Consider the following 19,717-nt stretch of genomic DNA (forward strand, 5'->3'; position numbering starts at 1 on the left):
TCAAACCCGTTTTACCACTTTTTCCAGGTATTCCAGCAAAGTGGTATCTACTTGTGCGCTGATTGTCCCGTTCCCCTCTGCCTGAGATCTGCCCGTAATGACGGCTTCGGTCATCTCTATGAAGTTGCGGATGCCGTCAGGTGAAAAGCCGATCGATCGCAGCGTTTCCTCCCATTGGCCACGCGGAATTTGCTGAGCCTTAATTTCCTTACCCAAAACTTCGCTAAACGCTTTCGCGACATCGGCTGAGCTGAGAGACGCAGGACCGCTTAATTCATAAATAGTCATGTCGCGGTCATCGTTAAGCATGATCTCAGCGGCAAAGTGGCCTACGTCGTCAGGAGATAACATCGGAATTTTGAAGTCGACGGGAAAGAATGTCGGCAGCACACCGCTTTCCTCGGCCGATTCGAGGTAGCCGAGCCAATTGCTAAAATAGTAGGCCGGCCGGATAAATACCCGCGTGAGGACAAGGCCGTCGAACGCGTGTTCCAGCATGTACGACATGACCAGATTACCTGTGCCCTCCCGGTGCTGCGCGCCCATCGACGATAGCCCGACGACCTTTCTAACACCACTGGAAGCCAATGCGGCGTGGTAGTTGGTCAGAACGTCGTTGGTCTCACCGAGCACGTTTTCTTCGCGGCCGGTTTCGGGTGTCAATGCAAAAAGCGTTTCTCCGTCACGCAGAGCCGCTTTCAACGCAGGTAGATTGAGGGCATCCGCAACAGCTGCGTCCGCGCCGCGCGATTTCAGTGCCTGAGCTTTTTCCTCATGTCTTACAATTCCCTTCACCGCCGCCCCGCGTTCCAGAAGCCTGTCCACGGCCGCCGAACCTACCCGGCCCGACGCGCCCAAAATAATATGTGCCATGATCGATAATTTTAGTGTTTGTGATGAATTAGAAAATTGCGGTTACATCAAAAATCAAACCAGCCGCATGCTATTCTCTTCCAAAGTTTTCATACCAACTGCATTTGATCCTTTTTCGCCGGCCTGTCATCAAAACGATTTTCCCGCGGCCATTCCATGCTGTTCCTTTGTTACAGAACTTTGGTACACTCATTTTATGGACCGCCGCGATTTTATGCAAACAGCCACGCTGGCAACCGGCGGCCTGTTGCTTTCATTTTTCATTCCCGGTAAATCGGCCGCGACCGCATTGGCTGCGCAGGGCTTTTCGCCCAATGCGTTGTTGCGGATCGACCCCGACAATACCATCCGAATCATCCTCAACAAAGTCGAAATGGGGCAGGGTGTATGGACGACACTTGCCATGCTGATCGCCGAAGAGCTGGATTGCGACTGGACGAGCATCCACGTGGAGCACCGGGTTATCGAGGGGGCACACATGGAGGAAAGCATGTGGGTACTCTCTACCGGTGGCTCCGACACCATCAAGTCCGAGTTCGACCGCTACCGCACCACGGGTGCCATCGCACGCGCAATGCTGGTACAGGCCGCAGCGGAACGTCTGAGGATCACCCCGGAGCAATGCACCACCGCCGGAGGTTTCGTGCAGGCCGGGACAACGAAACTGAGCTACGGTTCCCTGGCTGCCGATGCCGCCCTACTCCCCATTCCGAACGTAAAGTTGCGCGAACGAAGTGAATGGAAGCTGATCGGCAACCCGCCGCCAAAGCTCGACGTTCCCGACAAAGTGAATGGAAAGACCTGCTACGGCATCGACATCCGGTTCCCGGGGTTGCTGACCGCTGTTCTCGAACGTTGCCCCGTTTTCGGCGGGAAGGTCAGGTCGTTCGACGCATCGGGCGCATTGCGCATAGCGGGCGTGCGGAAAGTGGTGCAGGTACCCGAGGGGGTAGCCGTGGTGGCCGATCATTTCTGGAGCGCATTGCAGGGGCGAAAAGCATTGCATGTCGAATGGGATACCGAGGGACGCACTAACCCTGACACCGGGCAACTCATCACGCAATACCGTGGATTAGCGGGTAAACCGGGCATTGTCGGGCAATCCAAAGGGGCAGTTGAAAATGCATGGCATAATGCAAAGGCTGTCTATGAGCAAGAATTTCGTTTCCCTTACCTGGCGCATTCGCCCATGGAAACGCTGAATTGCACGGTAAAACTATCGGCCGGCAAGTGCGAAATATGGACGGCGACGCAATCGGCTTCCCTCCACCGCCAGGAAGTCGCCCGATATCTGGGTTTCCGCAACGATCAGGTTACGCTTTACACGCCGGCCATGGGCGGGAGTTTCGGGCGGCGCGGCTCATTCGGGAACGATTGGGTCATGGAGGCGGTGCATATCGCCCAGGCCACCGGTGAGGCGGTGAAGCTGGTTTGGACACGAGAAGACGATATCCGCGGGGGCTACTACCGGCCTGCATACCTGCACCGGGTCAGAGTAGGGACGGATGCTGACAGCCTGCCGATGGCATGGCTGCACGATGTGATCGGGCAGTCGCTTTTTGTGAATACTGTTCTGGAAAAAGACATAGCGCCCAACGGGCTCGATTACAGCTCGCTCGATGGCGTGAACGGCTCACCTTATATTGCCCATTGCGCCGATCATTCCGTTATGCTGCACACGACTGCCAATAATATCCCGGTGCTGGCCTGGCGCTCGGTGGGCAATACGCACACGGCATTTGTGATGGAGACGGTGATCGACGAGCTGGCTTTTCTAGCGGCGGCCGATCCTGTGGAATACCGCAAAAAATTGCTTGCCAACCATCCCCGACATCTTTTGGCATTGACAACCGCTGCGGAGAAAGCAGGCTGGGGCAAACAATTACCCATAGGACACTTCCGGGGAGTGGCTGTTCATGCCGCTATGGGCAGCGTGGTGGCGCAGGTAGCCGAAATATCGTACCTGAATCAGGACTTTAAAGTCCATCGCGTGGTGTGCGCCATCGCCTGCGGGCTTGCGGTGAACCCCGACGGCGTCAGGGCGCAAATGGAAAGCGGAATCATTTACGGTCTTACCGCTGCATTATACGGCGAAATCACAATCGATAATGGAGCGATCCGGCAAAGCAATTTCCACGATTACCGCATGGCAAGGATGGAAGATGCCCCCGCCATTGAAGTACATATCATTGAAGACGACGGCAAGATGGGCGGCGCGGGAGAACCCGGCGTAGCACCTATCGCACCGGCATTAGCAAATGCATTCTTCGCCGCTACCGGTCGACGCGTCAGAAATTTACCTTTGCTTTCCAATATTTGATAAATTCGGGTATGCAAAAGGCTGTCTCCAAACTTTACCATATTCCGTTCTGGCTGGCTTACCATTATTTGTGGTGGGTTGTGGCGATGGGTAATCCCTGGAAGGCTGCGCACAGCATCCTGTTTTCACCGTACGCGGTCAAATTCGTGTTTTATGTCGTGCTGCAAGCGGTGGCGGTCTATTTCAATTTATATTATCTGATCCCTAAATACCTTGAAAAGGGTCGGTTCAAATCCTATATCGGCTATTTGGGCATCACTTTACTTGCCACGGCGCTGGCGATCGTTTCGGGGTATTATGCAAGCGCATTACTGGCGCACCAATCGGTGGAGACGCTTTTTGGCAAAGGCAGCAACTGCTTCTTCTACTTTTTCGGCGAGGCTATGCCTTCTACACTGGCGAGTACCACCCTGGCGATGAGCATTAAACTCACCAAAAACTGGGTTAGTACCGAGCGGCGGAAACAGCTATTGGAAAAGGAGAAACTGGAAACCGAACTCCGGTTTTTGAAATATCAGTTCAATCCGCATTTCCTGTTCAATAGCATCAATTCCATCTTTTTTCTCATTCACAAAAACCCCGACGCGGCGTCTTCGTCGCTGGCAAAATTTTCGGAGCTGCTACGGCATCATTTGTATGAATGCAACGACGAACTGGTGCCGCTCGATAAGGAAATTACCTATCTACGCAACTTTATAGCGCTGGAAAAGCTGCGCCAGAACCGCAGCGTCGGCGTTACAACCGATATTTCTAAGGACCTGACTGCGGACGCAGGCATTGCGCCATTCATTTTGATGACTTTTGTTGAAAATGCTTTCAAACACGTTTCAAAGGATAGCAATCGCGAAAACTGGATCGAAATCCGGCTGCGTGCGCAACATCATACCCTTCTATTTGAAGTTTCCAACAGCACTTCTCCGCTCGCAACGCGCCAGGCACTTCATTATGGCGGAATAGGCCTGCAAAACGTGCGCCGCCGACTCGCGCTGCTCTATCCGGGCACGCACAATCTGGCTATCCGTGATACTGACGGGATATTTGAAGTAAAACTTTCGCTCGAACTCGATACACATTCTGCGCCAAGCCCGGCCCACCTCGCCTTCTAACACAGATCCCCACCGTAATGGCTTCTTTTTAATAGAAATCTCTTTATTTAAATTTCTATTTATTTAAAATCCTTTCAACTTCTTTCACAGACTTAACCCAAGCGTAACCTGCCCTTAACCGACCGGTAACATTGCCCGCCTACATTTGTGCCGGATTTAGCAGTCAACCTTTCCTTCTCTACGATCAGGCGGCATATGCCTGACGACCATTCTGAGCTGACATTGTCCCTGATGCCCGTCCGGCACCGGCATGATGGTACATGCCCTTTTCCAACGTGCCAGCCAGAATGGCCCGCTTCTGTATTGCAGGGAAAACCGCACCGCAAATCCACAAAATACCGATCCTGTTTCTCCGGGCATTGTGCCGGAAAGAGCACCTGAAAAGCATTTGTAAAACAGTAGGAAGTAACCAAACGAACAGAAAAATGATGAAATTAATTACTGCATGTCTCGGACTATGCGCATTCCTCCTGCTTTGGGGACCCGAAACGCGGGCTCAGGGTAATGAAGCGTCCATTGTCGGGAAAGTGAGCGAAGGACAGGCCGGACCGGTCGTCGGCGCAACGGTGTTTGTCAAGAATGAATCTACCGGTTTCAGTACGGGTACGGTCACGGACGCTAATGGCGACTACATTATCAAGCAGTTACCCCTGGGCTCACCCTACTCCATCACGGTGTCGTTTATCGGCTACGGTGAGCAGAAAAAGACCGGATATGCGTTGAACCAGGGCGATCAGCTGCGCCTCAATTTCACGCTGGAAGCCGCTGCCAACGAGCTGAAAGCCATTGACATTGTAGCGAATTCGTTGAAAAACACGGTGGTGACGCTAGGTGCCTCTACTCCCATTACAGCCCGCGACATTGCCCGCCTGCCGGTAAACGGCCGAAACTTCACCTCGCTGATCGACCTTTCCCCATTAAGCAACGGAAGCAGCCTCGGCGGTCAGCTGGCCTCCTCGACCAACTACACGATCGACGGCATGACCTCACGCGGCACCATCGCGGGCGGCGGTACCTCGGGCGCCTACTCGATCTCCATGGAAGCGATTCGGGAGTTCAAAGTCGTTACCAACGAATACGACGTGACCATGGGCCGTGCAGGCGGTGGTACGATCAGCACCGTGACCAAATCCGGCACCAACAAGCTATCCGGCAGCGCTTTCACGTTTGTCCGTAACGACGGGCTTTCGAGCAAATACGACCTTCGCGGAAATAAGAGAACACAGGAGTTTTCGACCTACCAGTACGGATTTTCACTCGGCGGGCCGATCGTCAAAGACAAGGCGCATTTTTTCGTGGCATGGGACCATCAGGCCGATTCGCGCCCGCTTTACATTGCGAACATCCTCAGTCCCGCCGATGAGGCAGCCAACAAGGTTACCAATGCGACGCTAGAACGCTTTGTGGGCATTGCACGCGACAAATACGGGGTTTCCAGCAACCAGCAGTTCGGTGCGTTCGACAAAGCGAAAGGTACCGACGCGCTTTTTGCCCGTATCGACTGGCAGCTCAACGCCAAGAACCTGCTCACGATCCGCAACAATATGGTGATCGAGAAGGATAACCTTTCGGAAGGTGATAACTCGGGTATTAACTTCTACGAGTCGTACATCGACCGTAAGAAGTTCGACAACAGCCTGATGGCCTCGCTCCGCACCACTTTGAACCCCCGCGTGACGAATGAATTGAAAGTGCAGCATTTCTATGAAGATGTTCAGGTGCTTCCAAGTTCCGAGCTTCCCGCTGCGGGCATCCCGCGTGCAATCGTCGAAAACGTTGAATCCGTGGCGGGAAATGCTACTTATCTGAACTCGATCCAGATCGGCGGTCAGCGTTTTTCTCCCGAATGGTTCAAAGGGACGGTGTTGCAGGCGGTGGATAACCTGTACTACAATACCGGAAAGATTAACTTCACATTCGGTATCGATGTGATGTACAACCTGATGCACTCACGCTACGGCAGCGAAATGAACGGCCGCTTTTATTTCACGGGAATGGATAATTTCAATAACCTGAAACCTTACCGCTACGCCCGCGAAATTTACCTAAATGAAGACCAGAGCAATAAAGTGAAGTCGCTGAGCACCGGTTTGTATGCGCAAATGGACACCAAATTGGGCGTCGGCCTGGATATGACCGCCGGCTTGCGACTGGACAATACCGTATACCTCAACCGCGCGAATTTCAGCCAGGTGGTATTTGATGAGCTTGGTATCAAAACCAATAACCGCATTAACACGCTTCAATTACAGCCGCGCGTTCAGTTTACCTGGGATGTGAACGAGCAGAGCAAAGATGTCATCCGTTTTGGCGCCGGTGTTTTCGGATCTGCACTGAACCCTTACTCGATGGTGAACAATATGCTCTTCGATGGTTCCAAAGTGGCTTCCGTTGAAATCCAGGGCGATCTCGTTCCATCACCTAATTTTCCATTGTACCGTCAGGATCCCAGCAAAGCTCCGGGCGCCGAGCTTTTCAATGTCCCCGGCATCGAGCGTCTGATCACGATCAACACCAACAGCCCCGACGCCAAAGTGCCTGTTTTGTACAAAACCAATTTCTCGTACAACCACTTTTTCAGCGACCGTCTCCGGATCGGCATCAGCGGTTATGCATCGTGGGCACGCAACAACTATATGTACATCGACCGCAACATGGTGGATGAGCCATTCTTCCGCATCGGCGCCGAAGCCAACCGCGGTGTGTATGTACCGGCTTCGACTATCAACACTTCCAATGGTGCCACGAACTGGCTCAACAGCCGCAGAACCAAACAGGTGGGCCGCGTACTGGAACTTGTGAGCGACGGCAAGAAGAACCAGTATGCACTGGTGATCGACGGAACGTTCAAGTACTTCCGCGATGGACAGATAACCGCTTCCTACACCTGGAACGACGCCAAGGATAACACTTCCTACAATGGCAACGTGGCCAACACCGCTACACTCGATCAGATGGTGATCGACGACCCGCGCGATTTGAGCCGCATGAGTTATGCCAACAATCAGTTCCGGAATAAGCTGATTGTGTACGGTACGGCCCCTAGCTTCTGGGGGATCTCGCTCGGCATTCGCTACTCCGGCATCGGCGGTACGCGCTACTCACTGGCCGTGAGCGGTAACATGAACGGTGACTTCGTGTCTTCGAACGACCTTCCTTACGTGTATGACGCCAACAGCGCCGCAACGCCCGAGTATATCCGTACAGGCATCAAAGCCATTATGGATAATCCCGACGCGGAAGAGAGCATTAAAACATTTATCCGCGAAAACACGGGGAAAATGGCTGAGCGTAACGGCGGCGTCAATGGTTTCTATGGCGTATTCGATGTACGTTTGGGTAAAAGCTTCAAAATCCACAAATCGCACCGCATTGAGGCTTCCATCGACATATTCAACTTCGCCAACATGCTCAACAAAGACTGGGGTGTGGGGACCAACCTGGGTAAACAAACCTTGTACACGATCAAGAGCTTCGACAAGATCAAGAACGAGTTTGTCTACAACGTTAACAAAGGCGCTGGGGTATCTAGCCTGACGGGTAGCCCCTTCCAGATCCAGGTCGGTCTGCGCTACTCATTCTGATTTTTTTGAATTAATACAAAAAACCGGCTTCCCATGCATGCAACTGCACGGGGAGCCGGGAAAATAACTAACGGGGTATTTCCAATGAAAAAACTAATCCTGCTCTTAACCCTTTCCACTTTTACGCTCAAAAGTCTTCGTGCACAGGATTCGCACGTGATCCTGATCAGTATCGACGGGCTGAGACCCGAGTTTTACAAAGACCCCACGTGGTCGATGGTGAACCTGCGGCAGGGGATGGAAACCGGCGCCTATGCCGACGGCGTGAACGGCGTTTTCCCGACTGTCACCTACCCTTCACACACGACTATGATCACGGGCGTGAAGCCGATCAAGCATGGTGTCTATTACAATACCCCCGCTGAGCCGCTGGAAGTGACCGGCAAATGGATCTGGGATTACAAGACCATTAAGGTACCCACGATTTTCAGCGCCGCGAAGGAAAAAGGGCTGGCAACCGCGTCGGTTTTCTGGCCGGTGTCGTTAGGCGGTCCTGCCAATTACAATATCCCGGAATACTGGTATTTGCCCGAAACGAAGGGCGGCAAGCGCAATATGACCAAAGCGCTGAGCGAAAATTCCAATCCGAAAGGTTTTTACGAGGAAATCCAGCAAAATGCCACGGGCAAGCTGGAAGAGATCGATTTCGACGGCGAATACCTGAGCATCGACGATAACCTCTCACGCACGAGCGCCTACATTATCCGCAAGTACAAGCCCTCGTTCCTGGCTGTTCACCTGGTAGCAGTAGATCATTTCGAGCATGAGCAGGGGCGCGACGGCGATAAGGTCCGCGCCGCATTAACGAGCGTCGACCGGGGCATAAAGGCCATTCTGGAAGCCATCGATAAGGCGGGGATCAAAGACAAAACCACGGTGATCGTCACCGGCGACCACGGGTTTGTGGATATTCATTCGTCGCTTTCGCCCAATGTGCTCCTCGCGCAGGCGGGCTTGTACGATCCTAAAAATCCCTCGGCATGGAAAGCCTATTTCCACGCTTCGGGCGGCTCCTCCTTTCTGCATTTGAAAAATAAAAACGATACGCAAACGCTCGAAAAGGTGAAATCGGCGCTGTCCAAACTGCCCGTCGCTCAAAGAGCAATGTTTGAGATTAAAGACCGTGCGGCGCTGGATGCCGTCGGCTCCGACCCGAATGCGGCGCTGGCCCTCGCTCCCAAGCAGGGATTCACGATCGGTAATGCGGCAACCGGCGATTTCGTACGCGCGGCAAGCGGCGGTACGCATGGCTTTTTCCCTGATTTCAAGGAGATCCAGACAGGCTTTGTGGCCTTTGGCCGTGGTATCAAAAAAGGCGCGGTAATTCCCGAAATGGGTTTGCAGGACATCGCCCCGCTGATCGCGAAGTTGCTCAATATCGATTTCCCCTCAGCGGATGGCTCCGTTTATCCGGGCATGCTCGTCAAAGAATAGCATTTAGGTTTGTAAGATAGATAAGCATCAATCGGAAAGGGCGTCGCGGCTATGCGGCGTCCTTTTTTGTTTGCTCGAGGCATAATTTTTGTTGACGGTGACTTTTATGAAAAGAACCTTACAAATAGCCAATATCATCGCATTGACCGTCACTGTGGTGGTCAATTATTTATCCAATACCGGCATTTTCAATAACAGTACCATGGCCAGCGTGTCTGCCCGGTACCAGAATCTCTTCACGCCATCCGGCTACGCATTCTCGATCTGGGGGCTGATCTACCTGTTACTGGCCGCGTTTGTGGTTTACCAGTCACGTGGCATTTCCGGTAAGCGCGAAGTTCCGGCCGTGGTGGAGAAAGTCGGCTGGTTATTTGTAGTCTCCTGTGCAGCCAACTCGGCTTGGGTACTCGCCTGGCTGTATGATTTTACGGGACTTTCGGTGCTTGTCATGATTGTCCTGCTTACTTCGCTCTGGCGCATCATCGTACGTACACGCATGGAGCTTGACCTCATCCCGATCAAAAAGATCGCGCTGACCTGGTGGCCGTTTGCCATTTACTTCGGGTGGATCTCCGTCGCGCTCATTGCCAACGTAGCGGCATGGCTCACTAAAATCGGCTGGGATGGCTTCGGGCTTTCGCCGGTTGCCTGGACGGTGATCATGATCTGCGTCGCAGGGGCAGTATACCTCGTCCTGACCTGGAAACGAAACCTGCGTGAGTCGTCGATGGTAGGTGTGTGGGCGCTGGTGGCAGTAGCCGTCGCCAACTGGGACACGGCGCCCGCGGTTGTCAATGCGGCGCTAATTGTTTCAGCCGTCATCCTGATCAGCAGCGGCATTCACGCCTATCAGAATCGCGGACAGCATTATCTCGAAGAATCTAAAAGAGCATAATGGTGCGAAGGTCTCCTTCGTGTCTACTATGTGCAAAGCAAGAGCTTTGCACCATCCTCCCCAAATGCAACCCACAATGTAATAATTAAAAGAATATTTTATCCAAAACTTTCCCCTCACGGCACCGCAGGATTAGTCGCAGTGGCCGTTCGACGATTTTAATCCCTTTTTAACATCCTTTTAACATGGTGTTAAGGATGAATTGCGGTTTTTGTATGCGTATAAGAAGCACACACCTACGAAAAGAACAATTTACAAATCGCGCACATCAAGAACAGCGCCTAAACGCATGCTCATTTTCAAAGACTTGAAACATTGAGACCAATTAAGGTCGCCCCCGCGCGGCTTCAAAATATACAAAAGACTCAATAGGTACCCGTTAAGATGATCAAAGAATTGCTGAAATATCTCCTGCCCCTGTGCATTCTCCTGGTGGACGGATACAGCAATATGTATGCGGGTTCACAGGAGCGTCAGTCATGTAATTCTCCCATTCAGATTCTTACGCAATCGGAGCATCCGAATTTTGTACAGGCATTCGATGATAACGAGCCTGCATTCCGGCTCCCCGATGCCGCCCGGAAGTTTTCAGAGTTCGTCAGGACTATTTCGGAAGAAAAAGAAGAAGACTCCACCGAGTGGTTCTCCGTTAAAAAATCACCCCGCGCAGGCGGTATGCCCGCTGCTACATTTGCTTCGCGTCAGTTCTTTCCCTTTTGCTACATTTCAAAAACCCGGCCCTTACCGCAGAGTAGCTCGTTTTATTCCTCTCGCCAATATCTGAGGCTTCGCGTACTCAGAATTTGATCCCGCTCAGCGGCAGGTTATTCTACGGCCTGCCAATCCGGTCGTCGTGGTGCCAATCCCCGGCTGCTTACGACTGCCCACCGTGCCGTCAGGCACACTCATACGAACAGAAACTATCAAAAATTCCATTTTGCTAACTCCAAAAATCATCATGAAAAGAATTCTCATGCTCGTGAGCTTGGGTGCGTTGTTGTATCAGACAGGCTGTACATCGAAACACGAAGAAGAAAAAGAAAAAGAGGTTAACTATTTAGTAACAAGCCCCTTACAAAAAGACACCACCATCACAAAAGAGTACGTAAGCCAGATCCGGGCGATCAGCCATATTGAGCTGCGTGCATTGGAAAGAGGTTATTTACAGAAAATATATGTGGATGAAGGCCAGACGGTAAAAAAAGGCCAGCTGATGTTCCAGATCATGCCAATGGTGTACCAGGCTGAACAACAAAAGGCGCAGGCAGAAGCCAACTTCGCCGAAATCGAATTTAAGAACACCAAAGCCTTGGCCGACAGCAATGTAGTTTCCAAAAACGAGCTGGCATTAGCCAAAGCAAAACTGGATAAAGCCAAAGCGGAACTGGGACTCGCTACCACGCACCTCGGATTTACCGAGATCCGCGCACCGTTCAGCGGCATCATGGACCATTTCCAGGTGCGGCTCGGAAGTTTGGTGGATGAAGGCGACCTGCTCACTACCCTTTCCGACAACAGTGAAATGTGGGTTTACTTCAATGTTCCCGAAGCTGAATACCTGGATTATAAATCCGGCGAAGACGGAGGTAACCTCCTGAAAGTGAAACTTAAAATGGCCAACGAAAAGCTCTTCGACTATACCGGAGCGGTGAAAACCATCGAGGCCGATTTCAATAACGAAACAGGTAACATCGCATTCCGGGCTACGTTCCCGAACCCTAAAGGCTTGCTCCGCCACGGCGAAACGGGCAACGTTCAGATCAGCGTGCCGCTCAAAAACGCGCTGCTAATCCCGCAAAAAGCGACTTTCGAGGTTTTGGAAAAGAAATACTGCTACGTGATCGACAAGGACGGCAAGGTCCAGTCGCGCGAGATCACCATCGCGGCCGAGCTGCCGCACGTCTTCGCGGTTTCTCACGGGCTTCAAAAGGACGACAAAATATTGCTGGAAGGCTTGCGTCAGGTACGCGAAAACCAGAAGATCAGCTACAAATTCCAAAAGCCCGACTCGGTTATTTCTCACCTAAGCCTGTACGCGGAATAATCAGGTCCGAAAGCAAAAGATATGTTTAATCAATTCATACGACGACCCGTATTCGCGATAGTGATATCGGTCATGATAGTCTTCGTAGGTATACTGGCTATCAAGAAACTGCCCATTTCGCAGTTCCCGGACATTGCACCTACCACTGTTAACATTTTCATCGCCTACCCGGGATCAAGTGCCGACGTGTTGGTGAAATCCACGCTCATTACGCTGGAACAGGCCATTAACGGTGTTCAGGATATGCGTTACATTGCTACCGACGCCACCAGCGCCGGTGAAGCGACGCTGAGGATTATCTTCGAACCTGGCACCGACCCGAACGACGCGGTTATCAGGGTAAAAACTAGGGTTGACCAGGTAATGCCGCTCCTTCCTGAACTCGTTCAGCGCGAAGGGGTTATTATCACCCCAATCCAGCCGAGTATGTTGATGTATGTCAACCTCTACTCCAAGACAAAGAGCATTGACGAGAAATTCCTCTTCAACTACGCAACCGTTAAAATGATCCCTGAAATTCAGCGGACCAAAGGGGTAGCGCGGGCGCAAATCCTCGGTAGCCGCCGTTACGCGATGCGTGTGTGGCTCAACCCCGACCGTATGCGTGCGTACAGCATTTCAGTAGAAGAAGTCATGAAGGCGCTCGGCGAGCAGAGTATCATCGGTCGTCCCGGCCGGATCGGACAAAGCTCGGGTATCGAAGCGCAGTCTTTGGAATACGTACTGACCTACAAAGGCCGTTACAGCGAGCCGAAGGAGTACGAAGATATTATTATCCGTGCCAACGCCCAGGGCGAAAGCATCCATTTGAAGGATATTGCAACAGTGGAGCTGGGTAGCGAGTTCTTCGATATTTACTCCAACCTCGACGGCAAGGCCTCCGCAGCGATCGTATTGCGCCAGAACTATGGCAGTAATGCGAGTGATGTAATTAGAGAGGTAAAGCAGAAACTGGACGTCATGAAGGCCTCCTTTCCTCCCGGCATGGATTACAAGATCAGCTATGACGTATCGACGTTCCTCGACGCTTCCATCGAGCAGGTAATCCACACATTGCGCGACGCATTTATCCTCGTGGCCATTGTGGTGTTCATCTTCCTCGGCGACTGGCGTTCGACGTTGATCCCCATCCTCGCGGTACCGGTATCCTTGGTGGGTGCATTCTTTGTGATCCAGGCATTTGGTCTTTCGATTAACCTTATCACCCTTTTTGCGCTTGTATTGGCGATCGGTATTGTGGTCGATGATGCGATTGTGGTGGTAGAAGCGGTCCATGCCAAGATGGAAGAAGAGCCGCATTTATCACCATTTAACGCTGTTAGAAAAGTTCTTGGAGAGATTTCAGGTGCAATTATCGCGATCACCGCGGTCATGGTATCGGTGTTCCTGCCTATTTCATTCATGTCGGGTCCTGTGGGTACCTTCTACCGCCAGTTCTCGATTACCATGGCGAGTTCCATCGTCATCTCGGCACTTATCGCCTTGACGCTCACGCCGGTATTGTGTGCGATCATGCTCAAAAACCACCACGGCCACGAGCGCAAGAAAAACCCGCTTACCCGTGCGCTGGACAGCTTCAACCGCGGATTCGATAAGATGACCGGGTGGTATGTCCATCTGCTGAGGCTGATCGTGAATCGCCGCGTAGTCACATTCGTTATTCTGGGCTTATTCTGCGCGGGTATCTGGTATGAAAACTCAGTGGTACCGGCCGGTTTTATCCCCAACGAAGACCAGAGTACCATTTACGCGATCATCCAGACCCCTCCGGGCTCTACTTTGGAAAAGACCAATGAAGTCTCACGCCGTCTGCAAAAGATTTGCGAGGAAGTCGAGGGAATCGAATCGGTGTCGTCTCTGGCAGGTTATGAGATCATGACGGAAGGTCGCGGTTCCAATGCAGGTACCTGTTTGATCAACCTTAAATCGTGGCACGAGCGTAAGCATAATGTGAAGGAGATCATGGAGGAGCTTGAACATGCTTCGAAAGGACTCGGAGCGACAGTGGAATTCTTCGAACCACCGGCAATCCCCGGCTTTGGTACCTCCGGCGGTTTCTCAATGCGTTTGCTTGACAAAAACACCGACACCGACTACCACGAGTTCGACAGGATCAACAAGGCGTTCATGGAAGACCTTGGTAAACGTAAAGAGCTGACCGGTTTGTTCACCTTCTTCGCTGCGAACTACCCGCAATACGAGCTGGAAATTGACAACAAGCTGGCAATGCAGAAAGGCGTTTCGATCGGAAAAGCGATGGATAACCTCAACATTATGATCGGTAGTACTTACGAACAGGGCTTCATCAAGTTCAACCAGTTCTTCAAAGTATACGTACAATCCGATCCTCAATTCAGAAGGCTTCCTACCGACCTTTTGAAGCTGTTTGTGAAAAACGATGCCGGCGAAATGGTGCCTTACTCGTCGTTCATGAAGCTCAAAAAAGGCCAGGGACCTAACGAGATCACGCGTTTCAACTTGTATAACTCCGCTGCGATCCAGGGACTTCCTGCCAAAGGCTACACCACAGCCGAGGCTATCGCGGCGATCCGCGAAGTGGCTGCCAAAACACTGCCAAAAGGCTACGATATCGCATTCGAGGGTCTTTCCTATGACGAATCGATCCGCGGTAACGAATCGCTGATCGTGTTCATGATCGTGTTGGCGTTCGTGTACCTGGTACTTGCGGCGCAGTACGAAAGCTTCATCATTCCATTGGCGGTGGTTACTTCCCTGCCTGTGGGGGTATTCGGTTCATTCCTTGTACTGAACCTGATGGGCCTGGAAAACAACATCTACGCACAGATCGGTCTGATCATGCTCGTGGGGTTATTGGGTAAAAACGCCGTATTGATCGTCGAATTCGCCGTCCAGAAACGGCAGGAAGGCGCCACGATCCTTGACGCAGCCATTGAAGGTGCCAGGGTTCGTTTCCGTCCGATCCTGATGACCTCATTTGCGTTCGTGGCGGGTCTGATCCCCCTGATCATCGCCACCGGCGCAGGTGCGATCGGTAACCGTACCATCGGTGCCTCGGCATTGGGCGGGATGTTGTTCGGTACCATTTTCGGGGTCATCATCATCCCGGGATTGTATTACATATTTGCCAAAATAGCGGATGGCCGACAGTTGATCAAGAATGAAGACGACAGCCCGCTGTCCGAAGGATTCGTACACGCCATTGACGCATTCCCACATTCAGAAGATAACGACGAACATGCGAAATAAGAGAATATTGAACTGGGCCGGCATCGCGTTTATCGGGCTGACCTACTCGGCCTGTAACATCCCGGTGCTGACCCAGAGAACAGAAAATAAAGTGGTACCTGTGAGCTTCAACGGCTCACAGGATTCCACCAACACCGGTAAGGTTAGCTGGAAAACGTTTTTCACGGACCCTAACCTGAATGCGCTCATCGATACCGCATTCAAAAACAACCAGGAGTTGAACATTACGATGCAGGAAATTGCCATCTCGCAAAACGAGATCCAGGCCCGCAAGGGGGAATACCTGCCATTTGTAGGCCTGCGCGGCGGTGCGGGCGTCGAAAAAGCGGCACGCTACACCAACATCGGTGCCAGCGAAGCTACTACCGACATCAAACCCGGCAGGGAAACCCCCGACCCGCTTCCGGATGTGAATATCCAGGCGGTGGCACGTTGGGAGGTCGATATCTGGCACAAGCTGCGCAACGCGAAAAAAGCAGCGGCAACGCGGTATTTGTCGTCCATCGAAGGCAAAAACTTCATGATGACCAACCTGGCGGCCGAAATCGCTAACTCCTATTACGAACTGCTCGCACTGGACACGCAGCTGGCCATTATCCGCCAGAATATCGACATCCAGACCAATGCATTGAAGATCGTAAGAATGGAAAAAGAAGCGACCCGTGTTACCGAGCTGGCCGTTCGCCGCTTTGAAGCACAGGTGCTGAAAACGCAGAACCTGCAATATGGTATTCAGCAGCAGATCGTCGAAACCGAAAACCGGATCAACTTCCTGGTCGGACGTTACCCGCAGCCGGTACAGCGTACGAGCCAGGGTTTCGAAAGCCTCGTTCCGAACCTGGTGCAGGCCGGTATCCCTTCGCAGTTGCTTTCCAACCGCCCGGATATCAAGCAGGCCGAGCTCGATCTGGAAGCTGCAAAAATCGATGTGAGCGTAGCGAGAGCTAATTTCTATCCGTCACTGGGATTGTCGGCCAGCCTTGGCTTACAGGCTTTCAGCCCGATTTACCTCGCCCGCGTACCTGAGTCGATCATGGGATCGCTGATTGGCGACCTGGCTGGTCCGGTGATCAACCGTTACGCCATCCGTGCGGGTTATGCCAATGCGAATGCGCGCCAGATCCAGGCGATCTATAACTACGAGCGTACGGTTTTGAACGCGTACATCGAAGTGGTAAACCAGCTTTCGAATATCAATAACCTCGAAAAGAGCTTCGATCTGAAAACGAAGGAAGTGGAAGCGCTGAACCAATCTACCACTATTTCGAACCGGTTGTTCGCCTCGGCCCGCGCCGACTACATGGAAGTATTACTGACCCAACGCGACGCGTTGGAGTCAAAATTCGAACTGATCGAAACCAAGATGCGCCAGATGCATGCCACGGTGAATATTTACCGGGCATTGGGAGGCGGCTGGAATTGACAGATTAACTTAGGATGTGGTTTTTTGTAAAGATTCTCCCGGCTTTCGGGGGAATCTTTATTTTTTTGCAGGTAAGGTTTTCCGACACCTGAACCAACTTATTGGATAAGAAACCTGTTTCCCGGGTTATGGCACTAAAAATATTGTCCGTAGCGGTCTTAGTCCTCGCAGGCCTGTTTGGCTACGCAATGCATGTAATGCGCTGGCTCCCGTGGCAAAAGCCGGTTTTCGAAACCGCCATTCCGGCAAACTGCGTAGCGGGTACATCGAAAGCGATACTGGTTTTTTCCAAAACAAACGGCTATCGGCATGCGTCGATCGAAGCGGGTGTGAAAGCTATTCGGGAGGAAGCTCGAAAGCGCGGCTGGGAAGTAATCGCAACAGAGAACGGTGCTTATTTTCATGAAATTTGCCTAAAATCCTACCGCGCAGTCGTGTTCCTTTCCCCCACCGGCGATTTCCTCACCGACGACCAGCAGCGCGCATTTGAAAAATACATCGAAAATGGCGGCGGCTATGCGGGCATCCATTCCGCTTCCGATTGTGAATACAAATGGGAATGGTACGGAACGCTGCTCGGTACACGTTTCCGGAGCCACACCTTTTTACCCTGCCCCATTCCCAAAGCTGAAATCGTAACCGAACCCGGCGCGCATCCCGCTACCGACGGCCTGCCCGCCCGGTGGTCGAAGCACGACGAATGGTACAATTTTCACGAAAGCGTACGCGGAAAACCTGGTTTTCAGGTGCTATTGACAGTCGATGAAAGCACCTACCCCGCATTCTGGCCCAAAGCGATGCGCGGAGACCATCCTATTGCGTGGTCCAGGCCGGTTGGGAAAGGAAGAATGTTCTACACGGCCATCGGGCACAATGCGGCAACATACAGCGACCGTACGGCCATGAAACATATCATGGGCGGGATCGCCTGGGCTGCCGGCCTGTAAAGTTCCGCCAATGTCAAGCAATTGTTACCCCACCATTAAGCAAACCACTGATTACAAGCAATTTTAGAGGCAAAATAGTGTCCTGCATTAACATTCCGTTAAGCTTCTAAAAGTGACGCCCGGCCATTTTGCCGCGTGAGTATTTTTAGTTTTTAAACTACTCACAAATCATAATGCAAAAGAAATCTTTACTTGCACTGTTGCTTGCGGCAGCCTTCATGAATGGTTGTACCGACCATGCTCCTCAAAATCCGGTACAGGAAGACCCTTCGTCCTTCAAAGAAGTAGCGGGCGTGGACCTGGGTAACGTAGCTGCGGCCGAAATCTCTGCTTACGATCCCGCTTCCAAAAGACTGTTTACGGTTAATAATGAAAAAGCCGCTATCGTGGACGTGCTCGACCTCTCGGCATTCCCGACCGTCACGAAGCAGCAACCTATCGACGTTTCGGCCCTCGGCGGCGTAGCCAATAGCGTGTCGGTTTCTGACGGAAAGCTGGCTATTGCCCTCGAAGCAACCAACAAACAGGCAAACGGCAGCGTGATCGTACTGAATACGAGCACCTTGTCGATGATCAAACAGATCACCGTCGGCGCATTGCCCGACATGGTAACGTTTAGCCCAGACGGCCGCTTCATCGTTACGGCGAACGAAGGCGAACCCAATCCCGATTACAGTGTCGATCCCGAGGGTTCGGTGTCCATTATCGACGTTACAAACGGATATAGTGTCAAAACACTCAATTTCGCCGCTTTTGACGGAATGTACGGCGCATTGGCACCAAAAGGTTTCCGCAAGTTCGGGCCTAAGGCGACTTTCGCACAGGACATCGAGCCTGAGTACGTAGCCATTTCCGACAACTCCCAAAAGGCATTTGTAACCTTGCAGGAAAATAACGGCATAGCCGAAATCGACCTGATCAATGGCAAGGTACTGAACATCCATCCGCTCGGCACGAAGGATATCAGCTATATCCTCAATTCGCTGGACGCCAGTGACGACGACAAAAAAGTGCAACTGAAAAACTGGCCGGTCAAATCGTTCTACCTGCCGGACGCGATCTCATACTTCACCGTAAACGGTACCCCGTACTTGATCACCGCCGACGAAGGCGATGCCCGCGAATACAGCGCATTCGACGAGCAAAAGCGCGTGAGCTCGCTCAAACTAAACCCGGTTTATTTCCCTAATGCCGACGAGTTGAAAAAGACTTCGAACCTCGGACGACTACGCGTAACCAGCACACGTGGCGACTTTGAAAACGACGGTACTTTCGAAGAACTTTACAGCTTCGGCGGCCGCGGTTTCAGTATTTTCCACGCGGCCGATATGAAACGCGTGTACGAATCGGGTAACTCGCTAGAACAGGAAGTGATTAAGGCCGGTGCTTACGACGACAGCCGCTCCGACGATAAAGGCGTGGAGGCCGAAGGCGTTACGGTAGGCTGGATGAATGGAAAGCCTGTTGCATTCATCGCCATGGAACGTGTAGACGCAGTAGGTGTTTACGATCTGACCAACCCCGGCGCTCCGCAATTTCTGCAAATCGTCAAAACCGGCGATGCGCCGGAAGGTGTGCTCTTCATTGCGGCAGACAAGAGCCCGAATGGCAGAAGCCTGCTGATAACCAGCAACGAGGAAGATGGCACGGTGAAGTTCTTTCAGCCGTAACAGACCAGTACAGTGCAGAGAAAAGCCGCCCGGGGTAACCCTGGGCGGCTTTTTGTTTTTGTTTACCCAAAATATCTGAACCTGGCAGGTTTACAGATTGCGCAGGCCGCCTGAAGGATGGTCGTATACCCGAAAAACAGCATTGTATAAAAATTTGATAACCAACCGGTTACAAGTCAAAATCATTTCTTAA

The 19,717-nt window shown here is 52.1% G+C and carries 12 protein-coding genes; 11 read left to right on the forward strand and 1 reads right to left on the reverse strand.

Annotated elements, in window-relative coordinates:
• The gene (locus ACTJJJ_RS05725; RefSeq protein ID WP_426294459.1) at window positions 1-873 is read right to left on the reverse strand and encodes an NmrA family NAD(P)-binding protein; all 873 of its coding nucleotides are present in this window, start codon (window positions 871-873) and stop codon (window positions 1-3) included.
• A gap of 196 nt (window positions 874-1,069) precedes the next feature.
• Here ACTJJJ_RS05725 and ACTJJJ_RS05730 point away from each other — a divergent pair, with 196 nt between their 5' ends.
• The 11 genes from ACTJJJ_RS05730 to ACTJJJ_RS05780 all read left to right on the forward strand — a co-directional run bounded on the left by ACTJJJ_RS05730 (window position 1,070) and on the right by ACTJJJ_RS05780 (window position 19,524).
• Window positions 1,070-3,193: a molybdopterin cofactor-binding domain-containing protein gene (locus ACTJJJ_RS05730; protein WP_426294458.1), complete on the forward strand. Its 2,124-nt coding sequence runs from the start codon at window positions 1,070-1,072 to the stop codon at window positions 3,191-3,193.
• An 11-nt stretch (window positions 3,194-3,204) separates the two neighbouring features.
• Window positions 3,205-4,299, forward strand: coding sequence for a sensor histidine kinase (locus ACTJJJ_RS05735; RefSeq protein WP_426294457.1), 1,095 nt, complete (start codon window positions 3,205-3,207; stop codon window positions 4,297-4,299).
• Between the two features lie 425 nt (window positions 4,300-4,724).
• Window positions 4,725-7,883, forward strand: coding sequence for a carboxypeptidase regulatory-like domain-containing protein (locus ACTJJJ_RS05740; RefSeq protein WP_426294456.1), 3,159 nt, complete (start codon window positions 4,725-4,727; stop codon window positions 7,881-7,883).
• A gap of 84 nt (window positions 7,884-7,967) precedes the next feature.
• Window positions 7,968-9,317: an alkaline phosphatase family protein gene (locus ACTJJJ_RS05745; RefSeq protein ID WP_426294455.1), complete on the forward strand. Its 1,350-nt coding sequence runs from the start codon at window positions 7,968-7,970 to the stop codon at window positions 9,315-9,317.
• Between the two features lie 106 nt (window positions 9,318-9,423).
• Window positions 9,424-10,212: a tryptophan-rich sensory protein gene (locus ACTJJJ_RS05750; protein ID WP_426294454.1), complete on the forward strand. Its 789-nt coding sequence runs from the start codon at window positions 9,424-9,426 to the stop codon at window positions 10,210-10,212.
• Window positions 10,213-10,596: 384 nt separating this feature from the next.
• The gene (locus tag ACTJJJ_RS05755; protein WP_426294453.1) at window positions 10,597-11,019 is read left to right on the forward strand and encodes a hypothetical protein; all 423 of its coding nucleotides are present in this window, start codon (window positions 10,597-10,599) and stop codon (window positions 11,017-11,019) included.
• Between the two features lie 151 nt (window positions 11,020-11,170).
• Window positions 11,171-12,256, forward strand: a complete 1,086-nt coding sequence (locus tag ACTJJJ_RS05760) for an efflux RND transporter periplasmic adaptor subunit (RefSeq protein WP_188929719.1) — start codon at window positions 11,171-11,173, stop codon at window positions 12,254-12,256.
• Window positions 12,257-12,277: 21 nt separating this feature from the next.
• Window positions 12,278-15,484 (forward strand): efflux RND transporter permease subunit, encoded by a 3,207-nt coding sequence (locus tag ACTJJJ_RS05765; RefSeq protein WP_188929717.1) that lies wholly within the window; start codon window positions 12,278-12,280, stop codon window positions 15,482-15,484.
• On the forward strand, window positions 15,474-16,907 hold the full coding sequence (locus tag ACTJJJ_RS05770; protein WP_188932198.1) for a TolC family protein: 1,434 nt from the start codon (window positions 15,474-15,476) through the stop codon (window positions 16,905-16,907). Before ACTJJJ_RS05765 ends, ACTJJJ_RS05770 begins: the two co-directional genes overlap by 11 nt.
• A gap of 128 nt (window positions 16,908-17,035) precedes the next feature.
• Window positions 17,036-17,854, forward strand: coding sequence for a ThuA domain-containing protein (locus ACTJJJ_RS05775; protein ID WP_426294452.1), 819 nt, complete (start codon window positions 17,036-17,038; stop codon window positions 17,852-17,854).
• Between the two features lie 173 nt (window positions 17,855-18,027).
• On the forward strand, window positions 18,028-19,524 hold the full coding sequence (locus ACTJJJ_RS05780; protein ID WP_426294451.1) for a choice-of-anchor I family protein: 1,497 nt from the start codon (window positions 18,028-18,030) through the stop codon (window positions 19,522-19,524).
• Window positions 19,525-19,717: the final 193 nt, after the last annotated feature.

The organism is Dyadobacter sp. 22481 (genome assembly GCF_052044875.1).
In the GTDB taxonomy this organism is placed as follows: Bacteria; Bacteroidota; Bacteroidia; order Cytophagales; family Spirosomataceae; genus Dyadobacter; species Dyadobacter endophyticus.